The organism is Lacticaseibacillus salsurivasis, from assembly GCF_036246225.1.
Taxonomy (GTDB): domain Bacteria; phylum Bacillota; class Bacilli; order Lactobacillales; family Lactobacillaceae; genus Lacticaseibacillus; species Lacticaseibacillus salsurivasis.
Window position 1 is genome coordinate 146,675 of the sequence record NZ_BTTP01000004.1, and the last position, 16,043, is coordinate 162,717.

Below are 16,043 nucleotides of genomic sequence, written 5' to 3' on the forward strand. Positions count from 1 at the left end.
AGCACGCTTTCCATTATACGAACGGGCAACGAGGCCTGTCAATCACTGCTTGGCTTGAAAGGCGGCGCTGAGTCGACTAGACTGAAAGAAATGAAGAAGAAATGAGGAATTGCTTTGAAACTCAATCAATTTGGCCGCGTCAACGTCGACTTTGACCAGCAATGCCAAGAACTGGCTGCCATCGGCTTTGACGTGACGCTGGACCAACCTTTAGCGGCGGTCGCCAGCGCGGCCTATGCCAAGCTTTTTCCAGAAGCGTTGTCGAATACTGCCAAGCAGCAAGCCTTAGCCGCCGTGGCCGCCACAGCCAAGCTCGACCTGGGGGAGTGGCTGGCCACTAAGCCAACCACCATTAGCCGCGAAATCTTTTACGCGATTGCTTTGCAACTGCTGGGCTTTGAACCAATGACCGAGTATCAACTGGATGATGCCCTTGGCTTTATGGCCAAAACCCGGCTCCCAGTCGTTGACGATACCATTGAGTCCGCAGCTGACTTTTACGCGGCGTTGTATTTGCTGCTGTGCACGCGCACCAAGCACTTGGTCAACTACTTAGATGATTTGGCCAATCGGGGCTTCTATAGGGACTTCCAAGCGGGGAGGGCCAAACCGGAATATCTCTTCTTCAATGGTAAATCGCAGGCAGTGTTTGATGCCCGGCACTTGCATCGCGAGGTGGTGTGGGTGGAATCGGACCTGGACACCGATGAAGACGGCAAGCGGGACATGCTAGAAGTGACCATTTTCCGCCCAGCCGCCACGGATCAAGGCGTCAAAATGCCAGTGCTGTTCACGGCCAATCCTTATTTCCATGGCACTAACGATGTCGATTGGATCACCCACAAGCCGGATCCAACGCTGGCGGTGAAGACAGAGTCGCACACGCGCGCTGACGTCACGGCAAAAGTACCGGCGCCTACCGATTTGCCTCATCAACCCGTGAACGGCGAAAGCACCACCGCCGAAGTCTACGGTGATGAAAATGGCATCTACATGTTTAACGACTTCATGCTGCCGCGGGGCTTCGTGACGGTCTACTCCGGTGGGGTCGGGACCCGCGGTTCCGATGGTGTCCGCAGCACTGGGGGACAAAGCGAAACCGATTCCGCCGTGGCGGTGATTGAATGGTTGACCGGTCAGCGCAAGGCCTTCACCAACCGCACCGATGGCATCGAAATCAAAGCCTGGTGGAGCAGTGGTAAGGTGGCCATGACCGGGAAGTCTTACCTGGGGACGTTGTCAATCGCCGCTGCCACCAGTGGCGTGGCTGGATTGAAAACCGTGATCTCTGAGTCTGCGATTTCCTCTTGGTACGATTATTACCGGGAAAACGGTTTAGTCGTGGCGCCTGGTGGTTTCCAAGGGGAAGACGCTGATGTATTGGCGGTGGATACCTTCTCCCGGCAGAAACAAACGGGCGATTATCTGAAAATAAAGCCGACTTGGGACCGCGCCTTGGCGCAGATTAGCGCCGATCAGGATCGTCAAACCGGGGATTACAGTGCTTGGTGGGACGAGCGTAACTATCGCAACCACTTGCAAGACATTCGCTGCGATGTGGTGATCGAACATGGCCTCAACGACTGGAACGTCAAGCCGGCTAACGCTATTCGCTTCTGGAATGGCTTGCGGGATTTGCCTATCAATAAGAAGTTATTTCTGCATCAAGGTCAACACACATACCTCGACAACATCCGCTCGCTGGACTTCGCTGACCAGCTGAATTTGTGGCTATCCTACGAATTGCTCGACGTTGAGAACGACGCGCCAGCCGCTTTGCCGAATGTCACGGTGCAAGATAACGTGACGCCGGAAACCTGGCACACGTACGAAGACTTTGGCGCGCCAGCCAGTGACCATGAAGTGAAGTCGCTGAACTTGGGTAAAGATTTCAAAGCGCCGCGGGCCAGCTTTGCCGACAATGCCACAAGTATTTTCACAGCTGCGCATTCGAATTCTGATGAATTCGAGGCAGACATCATTAAGCCTGACTCACGCTACAATGACGCTCGCCTTTGGTTAGATTTGCCAGCGTTCAGCAAACCCGTCACCTTGGAAGGCGTCCCACATCTGAAGCTGCGGCTATGGATTGACCAACCAACGGCCATTTTGTCAGTGCGGTTAGTCGATGTGGGGGATGCGTTGCGGTTCACGCCTGTGGCCAGCACGGTTGATCCAGCCGGTTGGCAACTCGGCTATGATTTCAAAACCGCTTCGATTTTGGAGTTCAAACCGGAAAAACAGCCGTCTGCCAGCAAGCTGATCAGTTTCGGTCACGTCAACGTTCAAAACCAGCACAACGCGTATGAAAACGTGCCGGTGGTGCCGGGTCAACCGTTCACCGTCGAGTTCGATTTGCAGCCAACGCATTTGAACTTGCCGGCTAGTCGGCATCTGGCGCTGATCATTCATGGCGCGGATATGGCGCAGACGCAGCGGACCGAAACGGTGGTTAATTTCCACGTTGATCTGGCCCAAAGCGAATTGCTACTGCCTTTGCGGACAAAATAAGATTAAAAATCGGCATCTCGCGAGGTAAGCGAGGTGCCGATTTGACTTTTCGATACAAAATGATGGTGGCGCTGGTCGCAGGTTCGCTGCGGGTGGTATACTGAAGGTCCTTGGCAGGGGCAGGGTTCGATTGCAGTTTGATCGAGCCTTTTTCTATTTCGTCCGGTGGAAATAATACCGCAGACCGTACAAGCCGCCAATCATGGCCAACATCCACAAGCCGTAAAGCAGGGTGAAACCGCCAAGACCCCAGAATTTGAGACTGAGGCCGAATAGGATGACCCACAAGCAGCCGGCCACCACGAGATTCAACGGTTGATGCAAGCGTGCCGTGGTGATCAAGAGCAAACCTGCCGAAATCAGATAGATCAAAGCAATCAACAAAGCAACCAACGCCATCCACCTCCTGAAGGTAGTATACCGGCCAAGCGCGGCGGCGACAATACCTACCGTCAAGACTTGCGCTGCGGGGTTTTCTTTGGTACAATCTGAACGTTGTATTTGTCACCCCTCAACTGCAACCGCACAACGTCAGGTTTTTAAGCGTAGCACCTGACTTGGCGAGTACTCAGGGGAAAAAGCCTACGGGCAACAGGAGGTGCACAAGATGTACGCAATTATCAAAACCGGTGGTAAGCAATACAAGGCTGAAGTCGGTGAAGCACTTTACGTCGAGAAGCTCGATGTTGAAGAAGGCAAGACAGTTACATTCGACCAAGTGATTTTGGTCGGCGGCGAAGGCGATGCCAAGATTGGCACACCAACAATCGACGGTGCAACGGTCACTGGTAAAGTTGAGAAGCAAGGGCGCGAAAAGAAGGTTGTTACCTACAAGTACAAGCCTAAGAAGCATCAACACCAGAAGAAGGGCCACCGTCAGCCATATACGAAAGTGGTTATCGACGCGATCAACGCCTAACAAGGAGTTCGCATGATCAAAGCGATTTTTACGCGGGACGCGCAAGGTGAAATCAGCCAGTTTAGCTTAACCGGCCATGCCGATTCAGGTGATTACGGGCACGATTTGGTCTGTAGCGCGGTTTCAGCCGTCAGTATCGGCGCCGTCAATGGCATCGAAGCGTTAGCCGGCTTTCAGCCGGATGTGGACGCAGATGAGGTCAATGGCGGGCACTTGGTTTTGGCGCTGGAACAACCAGTGAATGGTGAACAGGAGCATATCGCGCAGATTCTCCTTGAGAATTTGCTGTTATCCCTGACCAGCATTGAAGAAAATTACGGCGATTATTTGCACGTCACAACCCAGCAACAAGCCTGATTCAATATTCGATACTCGGAGGTGTACAACTTATGTTAAAGATGAATTTGCAGTTCTTCTCTCACCACAAAGGTGGCGGTTCGACTTCAAACGGTCGTAACTCTGCCGGTCGCCGGCTTGGCAGCAAGCGTGCCGACGGTCAATTCGTTAAGGCTGGTAACATCTTGTACCGTCAGCGCGGTACCAAGATTCACCCAGGCGTTAACGTCGGCCGTGGCGGCGATGATACTTTGTTTGCAACCGCAGATGGCGTTGTGAAATTCGAACGCCTTGGCCGCGATAAGAAACAAGTATCTGTTTATCCAGCAGCAAAAGCTGAATAATCCTGAACGCTCCGGAGACGGAGCGTTTTTTGTATGTTATTGGAAAAATGGAGGGAATACATGACCCGTTTAACCAATTTACAAGCGCAACTCAAGCTCCTGAAGCTTGATGCCTTGTTGGTGTCCGACCCAGTAAACGTGACGTATCTGACTGGCTTTACTGGTGATGAAAGTGCGCTTTTGGTCAGCGCTGAAAAAGCCTGGCTCATCACTGACTCACGTTTTACGGAACAGGTGAAGCAAGAAGTAACCGATGCTGAAATGGTCCTGCATGAACATGGCTTATTTGCGGAAGCCGGCAGCTTGGCCCAAACGCATGGCCTCAAGACTGTGGGCTTTGAAGCGGAAACGCTGACCTATGCGGACTTTGCGAAGCTGCCTCAAGGTGTGGCCTGGCAACCCACGCAAAATGTTGTGGCGCAGCTGCGCGAAGTCAAAGACGAGCACGAACTAGCGCTGATCAAGCGCGCCATCGCGATTGCGGAATCGGGCTATCAGCATGTGTTGGCGACGATTAAGCCAGGGATGACCGAGCTGGAAGTCGCCACCGATTTGGACTTTTTCATGCGTCAGCAAGGCGCTAGCGGGACCTCGTTTGAAACCATTGTCGCCAGCGGCGCGCGCGCCGCGATGCCACATGGCGCCGCCACAGCCAAAAAGATTGAAGTCGGTGATGTGGTGACCTTGGACTGGGGCTGTGTCTACCAAGGCTATGTCTCTGACATCACCCGGACCTTTGCTGTGGGTGAACCTGATCCTAAGCTCAAAGCCATTTACAAGATTGTGTCGGCATGCAACCAGGCCACGGCGAAGATGATGGCCCCAGGGGTGTTAGGCAAAACCATCAACGACTTTGCCCATGGGTTCATTGAAAAGGCCGGCTATGGCCAGTACTTCGGCCATGGCACCGGGCATGGTATCGGGCTATCGATTCACGAAGGGCCGGGTGCCTGGGGCCCTTACCGTGATGTGCCGCAAGCCATTGGCAATGTGGAAACCGACGAACCTGGCATTTACGTCCCAGATTTAGGCGGCGTGCGGGTCGAAGACGACCTGTTGATCACGGCGGATGGGGCGCAGTACCTCACCACGCCGGCGCCAAGTGAGTTATTGATTGTGCCAGTGCAAGATCAGACCTGAGAGAAAAGTGGCTTGGTATCAGGCTGCGGAAGGTGGCCGCTCTTAGCCCAATGAATAGCCTAGCTCAAGGCATTGCCGGCGCGCTTTGCCGGTGAGGCCTTGAGCGTAGCTATTCACTTGGGCGTTGGCCACCTGGAGCGCAACTACAAATAGGGCGCTAAGCTCGCCGTCCTCCGCAGCCTATAGTTGCGCTCCGCGGGGCAACGGATGAGTGTCTTGATCAGTCTGTAGCGCAAAGCGCGTACAGACTGACATGCGGCAGCAGCTACGCCAACGCCTCGAAGCCAAAGTACGGCTTCAATGCGTTGAGCTAGGCTAGCCATCATCCTAGGTGCGCCCCGCTCCGCAGCCTTCGCCTTTTCTCTTTCGTCCTTCTGCTTGCATGGCCTTTGCCTGATTGATATAGTAAAGTGTAGCGATTTAGCAGTTATGGAGGAAATTTATGATTTCAGTAAACGATTTTAAAAATGGTTTGACGATCGAAGTCGATGGCGACTTGTGGCGGATTGTTGAATTCCAACACGTTAAGCCAGGGAAGGGTTCCGCGTTTGTGCGGTCCACTTTGAAGAACCTGCGGACCGGGGCCGTTCAAGAAAAGACCTTCCGTTCCACTGAAAAAGTTGAAAAGGCCCAGATTGATACCAAGACCATGCAGTATCTGTATGCTGATGGCGATAGCTATGTCTTCATGGATACCAGTACTTATGAACAGCTTTCCTTGCCAGGTGATGAATTGCAGGATGCGCTGAAGTACATGAAGGAAAACATGGAAGTCAAAATCATGATGCACGGGGCCGAAACGCTGGGCGTTGAAGTGCCGAACACGGTTGATTTGACGGTGACCGCGACCGAACCTGGGGTGCGTGGTAATACCAGTTCAGGCGGCTCCAAGCCGGCCACGATGGAAACTGGCCTGGTTGTTCAGGTGCCATTTTTCATCAACGAAGGCGATGTCTTGACCATCAATACGCAAGACGGCAGTTACATTTCTCGCGCGTGAGTAAAAGCGCGGCAGTTGCTGCTGACGTTTTGATGCGTTAGACTTTTCAACGAGAGCAGTGTGGCACGAGACAGGAGGAATTGGCATGGCAGAAGAATCGAATATCATTCTGGCGAATCGGACGGATGCGCAAGGCACGATTGAGATCGTTCCAGAAGTGCTGGAAGTGATTTTAGGCATCGCCGCGGTGTCCGTGGATGGGGTTTATCAAATGCGCGGCAGCATGGCCAGCACGATTAATTCATGGTTCGGCCGTGCCAATCACGGCAAAGGCGTCGATCTGAAAGTCGACGGCAAGCGGCTCACCGCAGATGTTTATGTTTATCTCGATTACGGCGTGTCCGTGCCGAAGGTGGCTTTGGCCATGCAATCGACTTTGCGTGAACAATTGCTGTACATGACTGACTTGACCCTGGATGAAGTCAATGTGCATGTGGTGGGCGTCGTGCCAGAAAAAGCGCCGAAGCTCGATGCCGAGGCTCTGTTTGCCGATGATAATGGCGAAAACGAGGACGACAAGTAAATGCTAGACAGACATGAGACACGGGAAGCCGCCTTCAAGGTGCTGTTTGCGCTGGCGACCAATCCCGATGCTGACCGCGAAACGGTTTATCAAGAGGTGTTGCCTGAAGGGGCCGCTACCCCAGACTATCTGGTGACGCTGGTGGATGGCGTGCTGGCCAAGCAGCCAGAACTGGATGAGCAGATTCAAGGTAAGCTTAAAGCAGGCTGGACTTTAGCGCGGCTTTCCAAAACCGATTTGATTTTGCTACGTCTTGGCCTATACGAAATCACCGCAGTGGCTGACGTGCCCAATCGCGTGGCGGTCAACGAAGCCATCGAACTGGCGAAAACGTACAGTGACGACCAAGCGGCAAAGTTCATTAACGGGATCTTAGGCCATTTTGTTGAGGCCTGACCACGAGCCGACTACTGCGTAAAGCGGAGCCGGCTTTTGCTTTATGGTCCTCAGCGTTGACGACTGCGAAATATCTAATGACCCAGTCGCCCCGCAGCGGCTGCAAGGGGGAAGAACATGACGATTCGACTTGATGGCAAACAAACGGCTAACAGCATGATGGCCACACTTAAAACTGAAATCACGGCGCTTAAGGCCCAGGGCGTGACCCCAGGGCTGGCGGTGGTACTGGTGGGCGACGACCCGGCCAGCGCCATTTATGTGCGCAATAAGCAACGGCGGGCGGAAGAGTTAGGCATCCATTCCGTCCGCCGCACCTTGCCGAAATCAGCCACGCAAGCCGAAGTCCTAGCTGAAGTGGCGGCGCTGAACCAAGATCCCAGCGTCGACGGTATTTTGGTGCAACTGCCGCTCCCGCCGCAAGTCGACGAAAACGCGGTGATCGAAGCTATTGATCCAGCTAAGGACGTGGATGGCTTTCATCCCCTGAACGTCGGCAAACTCTGGGAAAACATGCCGCGAATTATCGCCTCGACGCCTTTTGGCATCATGGCCTTGCTTGAGCATTACCATATTGATGTGGCCGGCAAACACGCGGTGGTGCTGGGACGATCCAATATCGTGGGTCGGCCTATGGCAGCGCTACTGCTCAATCATGACGCAACCGTGACGATTGCCCACAGCAAAACCCAGAATCTGTTTGCCATCACCAAGCAGGCTGATATTTTGGTGGTGGCGACTGGCCAGGCCGAATTCATCACGGCGGAAGTGGTGAAGCCTGGCGCGGTGGTCATCGATGTCGGCATGGACCACAACGCCGCCGGCAAGCTGGTCGGCGACGTGGACTATGCCAGTGTGGCGCCGGTGGCCAGTGCCATTACGCCAGTGCCTGGCGGGGTGGGGCCAATGACGATTGCGGGGTTAATGACGCAAACCGTGGCGCTAGCAAAGAGGCGAGTGCATGAGTGAGCCTGATTTTTTGACTGTCAGTTTGCTGACGGAATACCTGCGGCGTAAGTTTGACCTGGATCCGTATTTGAAACAGGTCTTTTTAACCGGCGAAGTGTCCAACTTCCGCCAGCGCCCGGGGCATCAGTATTTCTCCTTGAAGGATGATCACGCCAAAATTAGTGTGGTCATGTTTAAGTCGGCCTTTGCCAAGCTCAAATTCAGGCCTGAAGAAGGCATGAAGGTCCGGGTCGTGGGCCGCGTGACGCTATACCCGGCCAGTGGCCAGTATCAAATCGTCATCGACAAAATGGAACCTGATGGCGTTGGCGACTTGTATCAGGCCTTAGCCCAGCTGAAAGAAAAGCTGGAAAAAGAAGGCTTATTCACGCGCAACCAGCGGCCCCTGCGCCCGTTTCCTAAGCGGGTAGCGGTGATTACCAGCCCCAGCGGCGCCGTGATTCAAGATATTATGACCACGGTGGCGCGGCGCTACCCAATTTTGCAGATTGTCTTGTTCCCGGCTCAAGTGCAAGGCGATACCGCAGCGGCCACCATTGTCACTCAGCTTGAGCGGGTCAAAGCCATGGGTGGGTTTGACGCCTTGATTATCGGCCGCGGCGGCGGCTCGATTGAAGACCTGTGGCCGTTCAATGAAGAAAAGGTGGCCAGGGCTTTGGTCGACATGCCGATGCCGATTGTGAGCTCGGTGGGTCACGAGACTGACACCACCATCACCGACTTCATCGCCGATCACCGGGCTGCCACCCCCACCGCCGCGGCGGAGCTGGTGACACCGGTGCCACTGGTGGATGCACTGGATCGTATTGCTCAAGACCGTTTGCGTTTGACCACGGCAATGAAAAATCGCATCGCGAATGCCCAAGAGCGGCTCGATCGCTCGCGGCGCAGCGTGGTGCTCACGCAACCAGAGCGGTTGTATGACCAGTATTTGCAGCAAGTCGATCAGCTAAAGAACCGGCTTTATGCTGCCACCAAAGCTCAGCTGGACTTTTTGGCGCACCGGGTCCAGGTGGCGCAAACCGCGCTTAATCCGCGTCAACTCGGGGTGCGGGTGGCGACAGGACAGCAAACCGTGCAAACGGCCACCCACCGCCTACAAACGGCGATGCAAAGTCTCCTGCAAGCCAAGCGGCAAGCCTTTGCCCAAGCCAATGAAGGGCTGGAGCATTTAGGCCCAGCGCAGATTCTAGGGCGCGGCTATGCGTATGTGACCGACGAGCAAGGGCGGATGCTCAAGCACGTGGCTGATTTTCAACCGCAAAGTGCTGCTGTGATTCATGTGACGGATGGGCTTGTCCCAGTCGTCGTTCAAGAAAGGACGAAGAAAAATGGCTGAACCAACCTTTGAAGCAAATCTGCAGAAACTTGAAACCATCGTCACGCAGCTGGAGCAAGGCCAAGTGCCGCTGGAAGAAGCGCTAGAACAATACAAAACCGGCATCAAGCTCTCCCAGCAGCTGGAGGCGACGTTGAAGAACGCGGAACAAACCGTGACGCAAATGGTCAAAGAAGATGGCACCGTGGCGCCATTTGACCCGAAAGCCGATCAGCATGCTTGAACCTGACACTGAAGCATTACGGGCGCCTTTAAACGCGTTTTTGGATCAGCATCTGGCCACGGTTGAGAACGCCCATTTACAAGCTGCGATGCGCTATTCTGTCGACGCCGGCGGCAAAAGGTTGCGGCCACTGCTACTGCTCGCCACAGTGGCGACGTTTGGCGGCGAGGTAGAAGCGGCCATGCCAGCCGCCGCCGCCTTGGAGCTGGTGCATACTTATTCGCTGATTCATGATGACTTGCCTGAAATGGACAACGACGATTTGCGCCGCGGGCAACCCACCGCACATAAAAAATTTGATGTCGCCACGGCGGTTTTGGCCGGAGATGCCTTGCAAAGTGAAGCGTTCGTTTTGCTAGGCCAGCTCACCGCTCAGCCGCAGGTGCAAGTGGCGTTGCTGCAAACCCTGGCGACAGCGATTGGCGGCAATGGTATGGTGGGCGGTCAGGTGATGGATATGGATTCACAAGGCCAAACCATCAGTTTAGCCAACTTGAAACAGTTGCAACGTTTGAAAACCGGGGCCTTGTTGGAAGCGGCCGTGGTGATGGGCGGCCAGCTGGCTGACGTCGACGCGGCCACCCTTGGCGCGTTGCGGGCGTTTGCGGCGCATTTTGGTTTGGCTTTCCAGATTCAAGATGATATCAATGATTTGACCAAAACCGCGGCGCAGCTCGGGAAAACCCCGAACAAAGACGTGGCCGAGCACAAAGCCACTTTCCCGGCGCTGCTGGGGTTGGCCGGCAGTCGTGAGGCTTTGCAGCAAGAAGTCGCCGAAGCGGCCGCGAGCTTAGCCACGCTGAACCAACCGGCGCCGCAACTAAGCGCTTTTTTGACCTATTTTGAAACGAGGTAAACTGTGAAAAAAGAACGAGTCGATGTGCTATTGGTCGAGCAAGGGTTGTTCCTATCCCGCGAGCAGGCCAAACGGGCGGTGATGGCCGGTGAAGTGTATGACCAAAACAACGAGCGGCAAGATAAACCCGGGGTCAAAATCGCTGGGGACACCATCTTGCATGTGAAAGGTAAAACCATGCCTTACGTCAGCCGGGGCGGCTTGAAGCTGGCCAAGGCGCTTGATGTGTTCGATTTGGATCTCACCGGCCTGACGGTGCTGGATATTGGCGCTTCGACTGGCGGTTTCACCGATGTGGCCCTACAGCATGGCGTCAAGATGAGTTATGCGCTGGATGTTGGCTACAACCAGCTGGCCTGGAAGCTGCGCGAAGATCCGCGGGTCAAGGTGATGGAGCGGGTCAACTTCCGCTACAGCAAACCGGAAGACTTCACTGACGGGCCAGTTGAGTTTGCCATGACGGATGTGAGCTTTATTTCGCTGAAGCTGATTTTGCCACCGCTGCATGCCATTATTCAGCCCGGCGGCCATGCCGTGGCTTTGATTAAACCGCAGTTTGAGGCGGGCCCGAGTCATGTCGGCAAAAAAGGCATTGTCCGTGATCCGGCGGTGCATCGCAGCGTTTTAACCACCATTGTTAACTTTGCGCTCGGTGCTGGCTACAATGTGCTCGGTCTCGATTTCAGCCCGATCAAAGGCGGGGAAGGCAACATCGAATTCCTGATTCATTTGCAGCAAACCGAGGGGGCTGGTCAAGCTGCCAGCACAGTGGACATCGAGCAAACCCTGGCCGCCGCTTACGCCGAATTACGCCCAGGCCACTAATGTATATCTATGCATCAGCTTTCACGAATATGCAGTATGTAGTATAATTATTAGTAGAAAGCAGGTGGCAGGATGCAAAAAACTCAACGGCATGCGCTCATCCGGCGCTTGGTCACCAGTCAGGCAATCGAACGCCAAAGTGATTTTGTGAAGGCCCTGAAAGCTGAAGGTGCCAATGTCACCCAGGCCACGATTTCGCGCGACATTAAGGAGCTGCAATTGATTAAAGTGCCCATGGCTAATGGTCATTATCGGTATAGTCTGCCGGCGGAAAAGCAACTTTCGCCGCGGGATAAACTCAAGCGCACCTTGGCGGCATCGTTTGTCCGCAGTGACCGGATGAATAATTTTGTGCACCTGGTGATGTCCCCTGGCACCGCCGCTGCGGTCGGCAATCTGATTGACCAGCTTGATGATCCGCGGATTTTTGCTTCGATTGCCGGGGATGCGGCGATTCTGATTGTTTGTCGTAGCGATCAGGACGCCAGCACTGTGAATCAGGATTTAGACGAAATGGTGGGATAAACCATGCTGCAAGAATTAGTCATTCATGATTTTGCAATCATTGAATCCCTGGAATTGAGCTTTGAAAAAGGCATGACCACCTTGACCGGGGAAACTGGCGCCGGCAAGTCGATCATCATCGACGCGGTGGGTCTGCTGGCTGGCGGCCGCGGCTCCACGGATTTCATCCGCACTGGCGCGCCCAAAGCGGTGTTGCAAGGCTTGTTTGATGCGAGCCGTAATTCCCGGACCGCGGCTGTGATGGCGACGTATGGCCTGGCGCCAGATGATGGCACCGTGCTGCTCCAGCGCGAGTTATTTGCCAGTGGCCGCAACCTGTGCCGCATTAACGGTGAGTTGGTGAACACCGCGACGCTGCGGGCAGTGGGTGAAACGCTAGTCGATATTCACGGCCAAAATGAGCATCAGCAGCTGATTCACCCAGAGACACATATCACGTTGCTGGATCAATACGCAGGAGCCGCCGTCGGTGATTTGCTGAGCGATTTTCATGTGCAGTACACCGCGTATCAAAAAGATCAAGCGGCCTTAGCGAAGAAACGCGCCAACGAGCAGGAATGGGCTCAGCGCCTCGATATGCTGCAGTTTCAGGTAGGAGAAATTCAAGGGGCGCAGCTCAAGCCCAATGAAGAAGACGAACTTAGCACTGAGCGTGATCGCTTGGCCAATTATCAGCGGATCTCTGACGCGCTGACCGAAAGTTATGAACTGCTTGGCAATGAAGACGCCAACCCGCTGGATCAAATCGGTGAAATCATGCATGCCCTGCAAGGCATTGCCACCTATGGCAAGGACTACGAGGCGCTGGCCAACAGTGTGCAGTCGGTTTACTACGGCTTGCAGGATGTGCAAAGCGACTTATCCCGGGAACTGGACGGGCAGGAATTCGATGCCAACCGCCTCGATGAAGTCGAAAAGCGCCTGGAGTTGATCAACCAACTGGAACGCAAATATGGTGCGGATCTCCCCGCAGTGATTGCTTACGGCGAAAAGGCGGCCAAGGAGCTTGCGCAAATGACGGCCACTGATGAGAATGAAGAAGGCCTCGATCAGCGGGTCCAGGCAGAACATGAGGCTCTGCTTAAGCTGGGGGCCAAGCTCCGGGCCACGCGGCAGCAAGCCGCCAAGGCGCTGACCAAAGCCATTCATGCGCAGCTCGCTGCGCTTTACATGGCCAAAACCGTCTTTTCCGTGCGCTTCACCCCGGTGGCAGATGGCACGCTGCGGCCGGATGGCATCGACAACGTGGAATTTTACATTCAAACTAACCCTGGCGAGGCGGCGAAGCCACTAGCTAAAATTGCCAGTGGCGGGGAACTCTCCCGCATCATGCTGGCGCTGAAGACGATTTTTGCCGAAACCGACGGCGTCACCAGTATTATTTTTGATGAAGTCGACACTGGCGTTTCCGGCCGGGTCGCTCAAGCCATCGCCTCGAAGATCTCCCAAATTGCGCAGCGCTCGCAGGTGCTGTGCATCAGCCATCTGCCGCAAGTTGCGGCGATGAGTGATCATGAGTTCTTGATCCAAAAGCAGGTAGCCGCGGGCCGGACCCAAACCAAGGTGCAAAAGCTCGACCACGCCGGCCGGGTGCAAGAAATTGCGCGGATGCTGGCGGGTGAGGAAGTCACGAAACTCGCGGTTGAACACGCGGAAGAAATGTTGCGGCTGGCAGCCGCAGCGAAAAAGTGAGGATGAAGACTGTCTGTGGCAGTCTTTTTTCGAATCAAAAAGCGCGGCCTTGCCGAAGCAAAGCCGCGCGGATGGTGCTTAGACCCGTTGAATGTAGCGCAGTTGGTCAAATGAGACGACACGATATAAGTTACTGCGATATGCTTGGAACAAGAACCGGTTCTCGCCCAGTTGGCGGGTGAGGTGACCAGCCAGCGGGGTGGCTTCCCCTTCAAAGAATAAAGCCACTCGATAGTGACGGTCGAACGCTTGGGCCGTGAACGCGCGCAGTTGATTAGCCGGCATCGTCTGAGCAGGTTCTTCTAGCGCAAAGAACTGCTTGGTTGATTCAATCAGTGAATGCGTGACGGTTTGTAATGCATTAGCGCGATTTTCCATTTTGATTTGCCCCCCGAACATTTGTTTGTGACTTCATTATGCAAACAAATGTTCGAGAAGTCAAGCGGTTTTGAAATTTATTTTGAGGAGGTGGGCCCATGCCTTTAGCCATGGTGTTTGGTGGTGGCGGTGCGCGCGGCGCGTTTCAAGCCGGAGCCTATGCAGCCTTGGCCCAGACCGGTTTAACGCCGCGGTTTATGTTGGGAACCTCGATTGGGGCCATCAATGCGTTAGCAACCACGAAACTGGCTGGTCCGCAGCTGGGGCAATGGTGGCTGACTAAATTGCCCACCCGCATGTTTGCCTTAGGGGGTGAGTTGCCGTTTGTGCCAGTCCTGCAGGAGCTGATCAGTTTGCCGCGGCGGCGGACCTGGCCGGTGCTGGCCGTGACCGCCACTAAGCGCACCCGGCGGCCTCATGTGGTGACGCTCACCCAACCACCAGCAGAGCAGTTGCAGTGGCTCTTGGCGACAACGGCCATCCCTGGGGTCTATCCGCCAGTCACCATTGCCGGCCAGCGCTACGTCGACGGGGCGGTGTGCGATGAATTACCGGTGGATCTGGCGTATGACCTCGGGGCAACCACGGTGATTGCAATTGAGGCCGGTGGGATTGGCGCCCGGTCAACGCGAATCGCCGATTTCACCATTAAAATACCGCCGCAAATGCCCGGCATTTTGGATTTTCGCCGCCAAGGCCGGGCTATGATGTTGACCCGCGGCTGGCAAGCAGGGCAAAAACTACTGAAAAGCCCTGAATTTCAAGCTTGGCGTGCTGAACAAGCTTGAAATTCATCGGCCTAAACGGCATAATGTGAGGTAACACAAAAATGAAAGAGGTTAAAGCATGCATGAACGGGGAATGCTGATCGTCTTATCGGGTCCTAGCGGTGTCGGTAAGGGTACGGTTCGGCAAGCCATGCTCCAAGACGATTTTCGCGATTTTCAGTACTCAGTTTCGATGACCACCCGCAAGCCCCGGCCTGGCGAAAAAGACGGTATCGACTACTACTTCCGCACCAAGGAGCAGTTTGAGCAAGAAATTGCGGATGGGCAGATGCTCGAATATGCCAAATACGTCGACAACTACTACGGCACTCCGCTTAAGTATGTGAATCAAACACTCGATGCCGGCCGCGATGTTCTGCTGGAAATCGAAGTCAAAGGCGCCATGCAAGTGCGGGCCAAATGTCCGGATGGCGTCTTCATCTTTTTGACGCCGCCAGATTTAGTCGCCTTGAAGCACCGCTTGGTCGGCCGTGGCACCGATGATATTGCCACCATCAACAAGCGCATCCAGCAAGCGGCGCAGGAAATTAAGATGATGGAAAATTATGACTATGCCGTCGTCAACGACGAAGTGCCGCTGGCAGTGAAGCGCATTGAACGCATCATCGAAAGTGAGCACTTGCGGGTGCCGCGCGTGATCGATAAATACCGAAATATGGTAAACTAGACTGACGGTTAACGGAAAAAAGGAGCAAACATCATGATTATTTACCCATCCATCGATAAGTTACTGGCGAAGATTCCTTCCCGCTACTCACTGGCAGTCTTAGCTGCGAAGCGGGCACATGAGCTGGAAAGCGGCAGCATCAAAATGTTGCCGGAATACCGCTCGCTGAAAAAAGTCGGCCAGGCGCTTGAAGAAGTCGCAGATGGTGATGTCATCATCGACCCTGACTCCAAGTTGCTGGAACGTGACGCGGAAAAGCTGGACCACAAAGACTAAAGTGAATGAGGCTGAGACAAAATGCTGTTTTAGCCCAGAGTATAAGCCAAACGGCCTGTAAAACCCGAACTTAGGTTTTGCAGGCCGTTTGGCTTATACGGCTAGGACGTTGCATTTTGGCTCGTACTGTTCCGGAATAGTCGTGTGCCTAGCTTCATCTCAAATTATGTCTCAATCACTTTTTCTTTGGGCAAAAATGTTGCCTTGCGAATCGTTAGGCTAGTTTTGTCGGCAAAAATCGCCAGCCTTCGCAGCATGATAGGTGCGCTCAGACCAGCAACGCGTGAGCGACTAGCTACGCTTAAGCCCCCGCCGGCAAGACCAGCCGGCAATGGC

Annotated in this window: 20 protein-coding genes and 1 other annotated feature; of the genes, 18 read left to right on the forward strand and 2 right to left on the reverse strand. The window is 54.4% G+C overall.

Annotation, left to right across the window (positions count from 1 at the left end; translation table 11 throughout):
* Nucleotides 1–114: 114 nt before the first annotated feature.
* A complete protein-coding gene (locus tag AAA927_RS05240) occupies nt 115–2,511 on the forward strand; it encodes a Xaa-Pro dipeptidyl-peptidase (protein WP_338216357.1) in 2,397 nt (798 codons plus the stop codon).
* Between the two features lie 153 nt (nt 2,512–2,664).
* Here the strand turns inward: AAA927_RS05240 and AAA927_RS05245 are convergent, their stop codons facing one another.
* Nucleotides 2,665–2,904, reverse strand: coding sequence for a hypothetical protein (locus AAA927_RS05245; protein WP_338216358.1), 240 nt, complete (start codon nt 2,902–2,904; stop codon nt 2,665–2,667).
* 116 nt (nt 2,905–3,020) lie between these two features.
* Nucleotides 3,021–3,090: a sequence feature (ribosomal protein L21 leader region), on the forward strand.
* A 28-nt stretch (nt 3,091–3,118) separates the two neighbouring features.
* Here AAA927_RS05245 and rplU point away from each other — a divergent pair.
* The 14 genes from rplU to recN all read left to right on the forward strand — a co-directional run bounded on the left by rplU (nt 3,119) and on the right by recN (nt 13,598).
* Nucleotides 3,119–3,430, forward strand: a complete 312-nt coding sequence (rplU, locus tag AAA927_RS05250; protein ID WP_054663477.1) for a 50S ribosomal protein L21 — start codon at nt 3,119–3,121, stop codon at nt 3,428–3,430.
* A 12-nt stretch (nt 3,431–3,442) separates the two neighbouring features.
* Nucleotides 3,443–3,787 carry a ribosomal-processing cysteine protease Prp gene (locus tag AAA927_RS05255; RefSeq protein ID WP_338216361.1) on the forward strand — a complete coding sequence of 115 codons (345 nt, stop codon included), beginning with the start codon at nt 3,443–3,445 and terminating at the stop codon, nt 3,785–3,787.
* 32 nt (nt 3,788–3,819) lie between these two features.
* Nucleotides 3,820–4,110 (forward strand): 50S ribosomal protein L27, encoded by a 291-nt coding sequence (rpmA, locus tag AAA927_RS05260; RefSeq protein WP_125579572.1) that lies wholly within the window; start codon nt 3,820–3,822, stop codon nt 4,108–4,110.
* Nucleotides 4,111–4,170: 60 nt separating this feature from the next.
* A complete protein-coding gene (locus tag AAA927_RS05265; RefSeq protein WP_338216364.1) occupies nt 4,171–5,250 on the forward strand; it encodes a M24 family metallopeptidase in 1,080 nt (359 codons plus the stop codon).
* Between the two features lie 442 nt (nt 5,251–5,692).
* Nucleotides 5,693–6,250, forward strand: a complete 558-nt coding sequence (efp, locus tag AAA927_RS05270; protein WP_125579574.1) for an elongation factor P — start codon at nt 5,693–5,695, stop codon at nt 6,248–6,250.
* 85 nt (nt 6,251–6,335) lie between these two features.
* Entirely contained in the window at nt 6,336–6,773 is a 438-nt protein-coding gene (locus AAA927_RS05275) for an Asp23/Gls24 family envelope stress response protein (protein ID WP_125579575.1), read from the forward strand.
* A complete protein-coding gene (nusB, locus tag AAA927_RS05280) occupies nt 6,774–7,169 on the forward strand; it encodes a transcription antitermination factor NusB (protein WP_338216367.1) in 396 nt (131 codons plus the stop codon).
* 117 nt (nt 7,170–7,286) lie between these two features.
* Nucleotides 7,287–8,138: a bifunctional methylenetetrahydrofolate dehydrogenase/methenyltetrahydrofolate cyclohydrolase FolD gene (gene folD, locus AAA927_RS05285; protein WP_338216369.1), complete on the forward strand. Its 852-nt coding sequence runs from the start codon at nt 7,287–7,289 to the stop codon at nt 8,136–8,138.
* Nucleotides 8,131–9,477 (forward strand): exodeoxyribonuclease VII large subunit, encoded by a 1,347-nt coding sequence (gene xseA / locus AAA927_RS05290; RefSeq protein ID WP_338216371.1) that lies wholly within the window; start codon nt 8,131–8,133, stop codon nt 9,475–9,477. Before folD ends, xseA begins: the two co-directional genes overlap by 8 nt.
* A complete protein-coding gene (locus tag AAA927_RS05295; protein WP_125579579.1) occupies nt 9,470–9,700 on the forward strand; it encodes an exodeoxyribonuclease VII small subunit in 231 nt (76 codons plus the stop codon). Before xseA ends, AAA927_RS05295 begins: the two co-directional genes overlap by 8 nt.
* On the forward strand, nt 9,693–10,556 hold the full coding sequence (locus tag AAA927_RS05300; protein ID WP_338216374.1) for a polyprenyl synthetase family protein: 864 nt from the start codon (nt 9,693–9,695) through the stop codon (nt 10,554–10,556). Before AAA927_RS05295 ends, AAA927_RS05300 begins: the two co-directional genes overlap by 8 nt.
* A 3-nt stretch (nt 10,557–10,559) precedes the next feature.
* A complete protein-coding gene (locus AAA927_RS05305) occupies nt 10,560–11,381 on the forward strand; it encodes a TlyA family RNA methyltransferase (protein WP_338216376.1) in 822 nt (273 codons plus the stop codon).
* A 72-nt stretch (nt 11,382–11,453) separates the two neighbouring features.
* On the forward strand, nt 11,454–11,906 hold the full coding sequence (gene argR, locus AAA927_RS05310; RefSeq protein ID WP_338216378.1) for an arginine repressor: 453 nt from the start codon (nt 11,454–11,456) through the stop codon (nt 11,904–11,906).
* A 3-nt stretch (nt 11,907–11,909) separates the two neighbouring features.
* A complete protein-coding gene (gene recN, locus AAA927_RS05315) occupies nt 11,910–13,598 on the forward strand; it encodes a DNA repair protein RecN (RefSeq protein WP_338216380.1) in 1,689 nt (562 codons plus the stop codon).
* A gap of 78 nt (nt 13,599–13,676) precedes the next feature.
* On the opposite strand, the gene AAA927_RS05320 is transcribed toward recN, so the two are convergent.
* On the reverse strand, nt 13,677–13,976 hold the full coding sequence (locus tag AAA927_RS05320) for a hypothetical protein (protein WP_125579584.1): 300 nt from the start codon (nt 13,974–13,976) through the stop codon (nt 13,677–13,679).
* 98 nt (nt 13,977–14,074) lie between these two features.
* Here AAA927_RS05320 and AAA927_RS05325 point away from each other — a divergent pair, with 98 nt between their 5' ends.
* Genes AAA927_RS05325 through rpoZ form a run of 3 tightly spaced genes read left to right on the forward strand, consistent with a single transcriptional unit; the run spans nt 14,075 to nt 15,707 of the window.
* The gene (locus tag AAA927_RS05325; protein WP_338216384.1) at nt 14,075–14,764 is read left to right on the forward strand and encodes a patatin-like phospholipase family protein; all 690 of its coding nucleotides are present in this window, start codon (nt 14,075–14,077) and stop codon (nt 14,762–14,764) included.
* Between the two features lie 58 nt (nt 14,765–14,822).
* Nucleotides 14,823–15,431, forward strand: a complete 609-nt coding sequence (gene gmk / locus AAA927_RS05330) for a guanylate kinase (RefSeq protein WP_125579586.1) — start codon at nt 14,823–14,825, stop codon at nt 15,429–15,431.
* Nucleotides 15,432–15,464: 33 nt separating this feature from the next.
* A complete protein-coding gene (rpoZ, locus tag AAA927_RS05335) occupies nt 15,465–15,707 on the forward strand; it encodes a DNA-directed RNA polymerase subunit omega (protein WP_338216387.1) in 243 nt (80 codons plus the stop codon).
* Nucleotides 15,708–16,043: the final 336 nt, after the last annotated feature.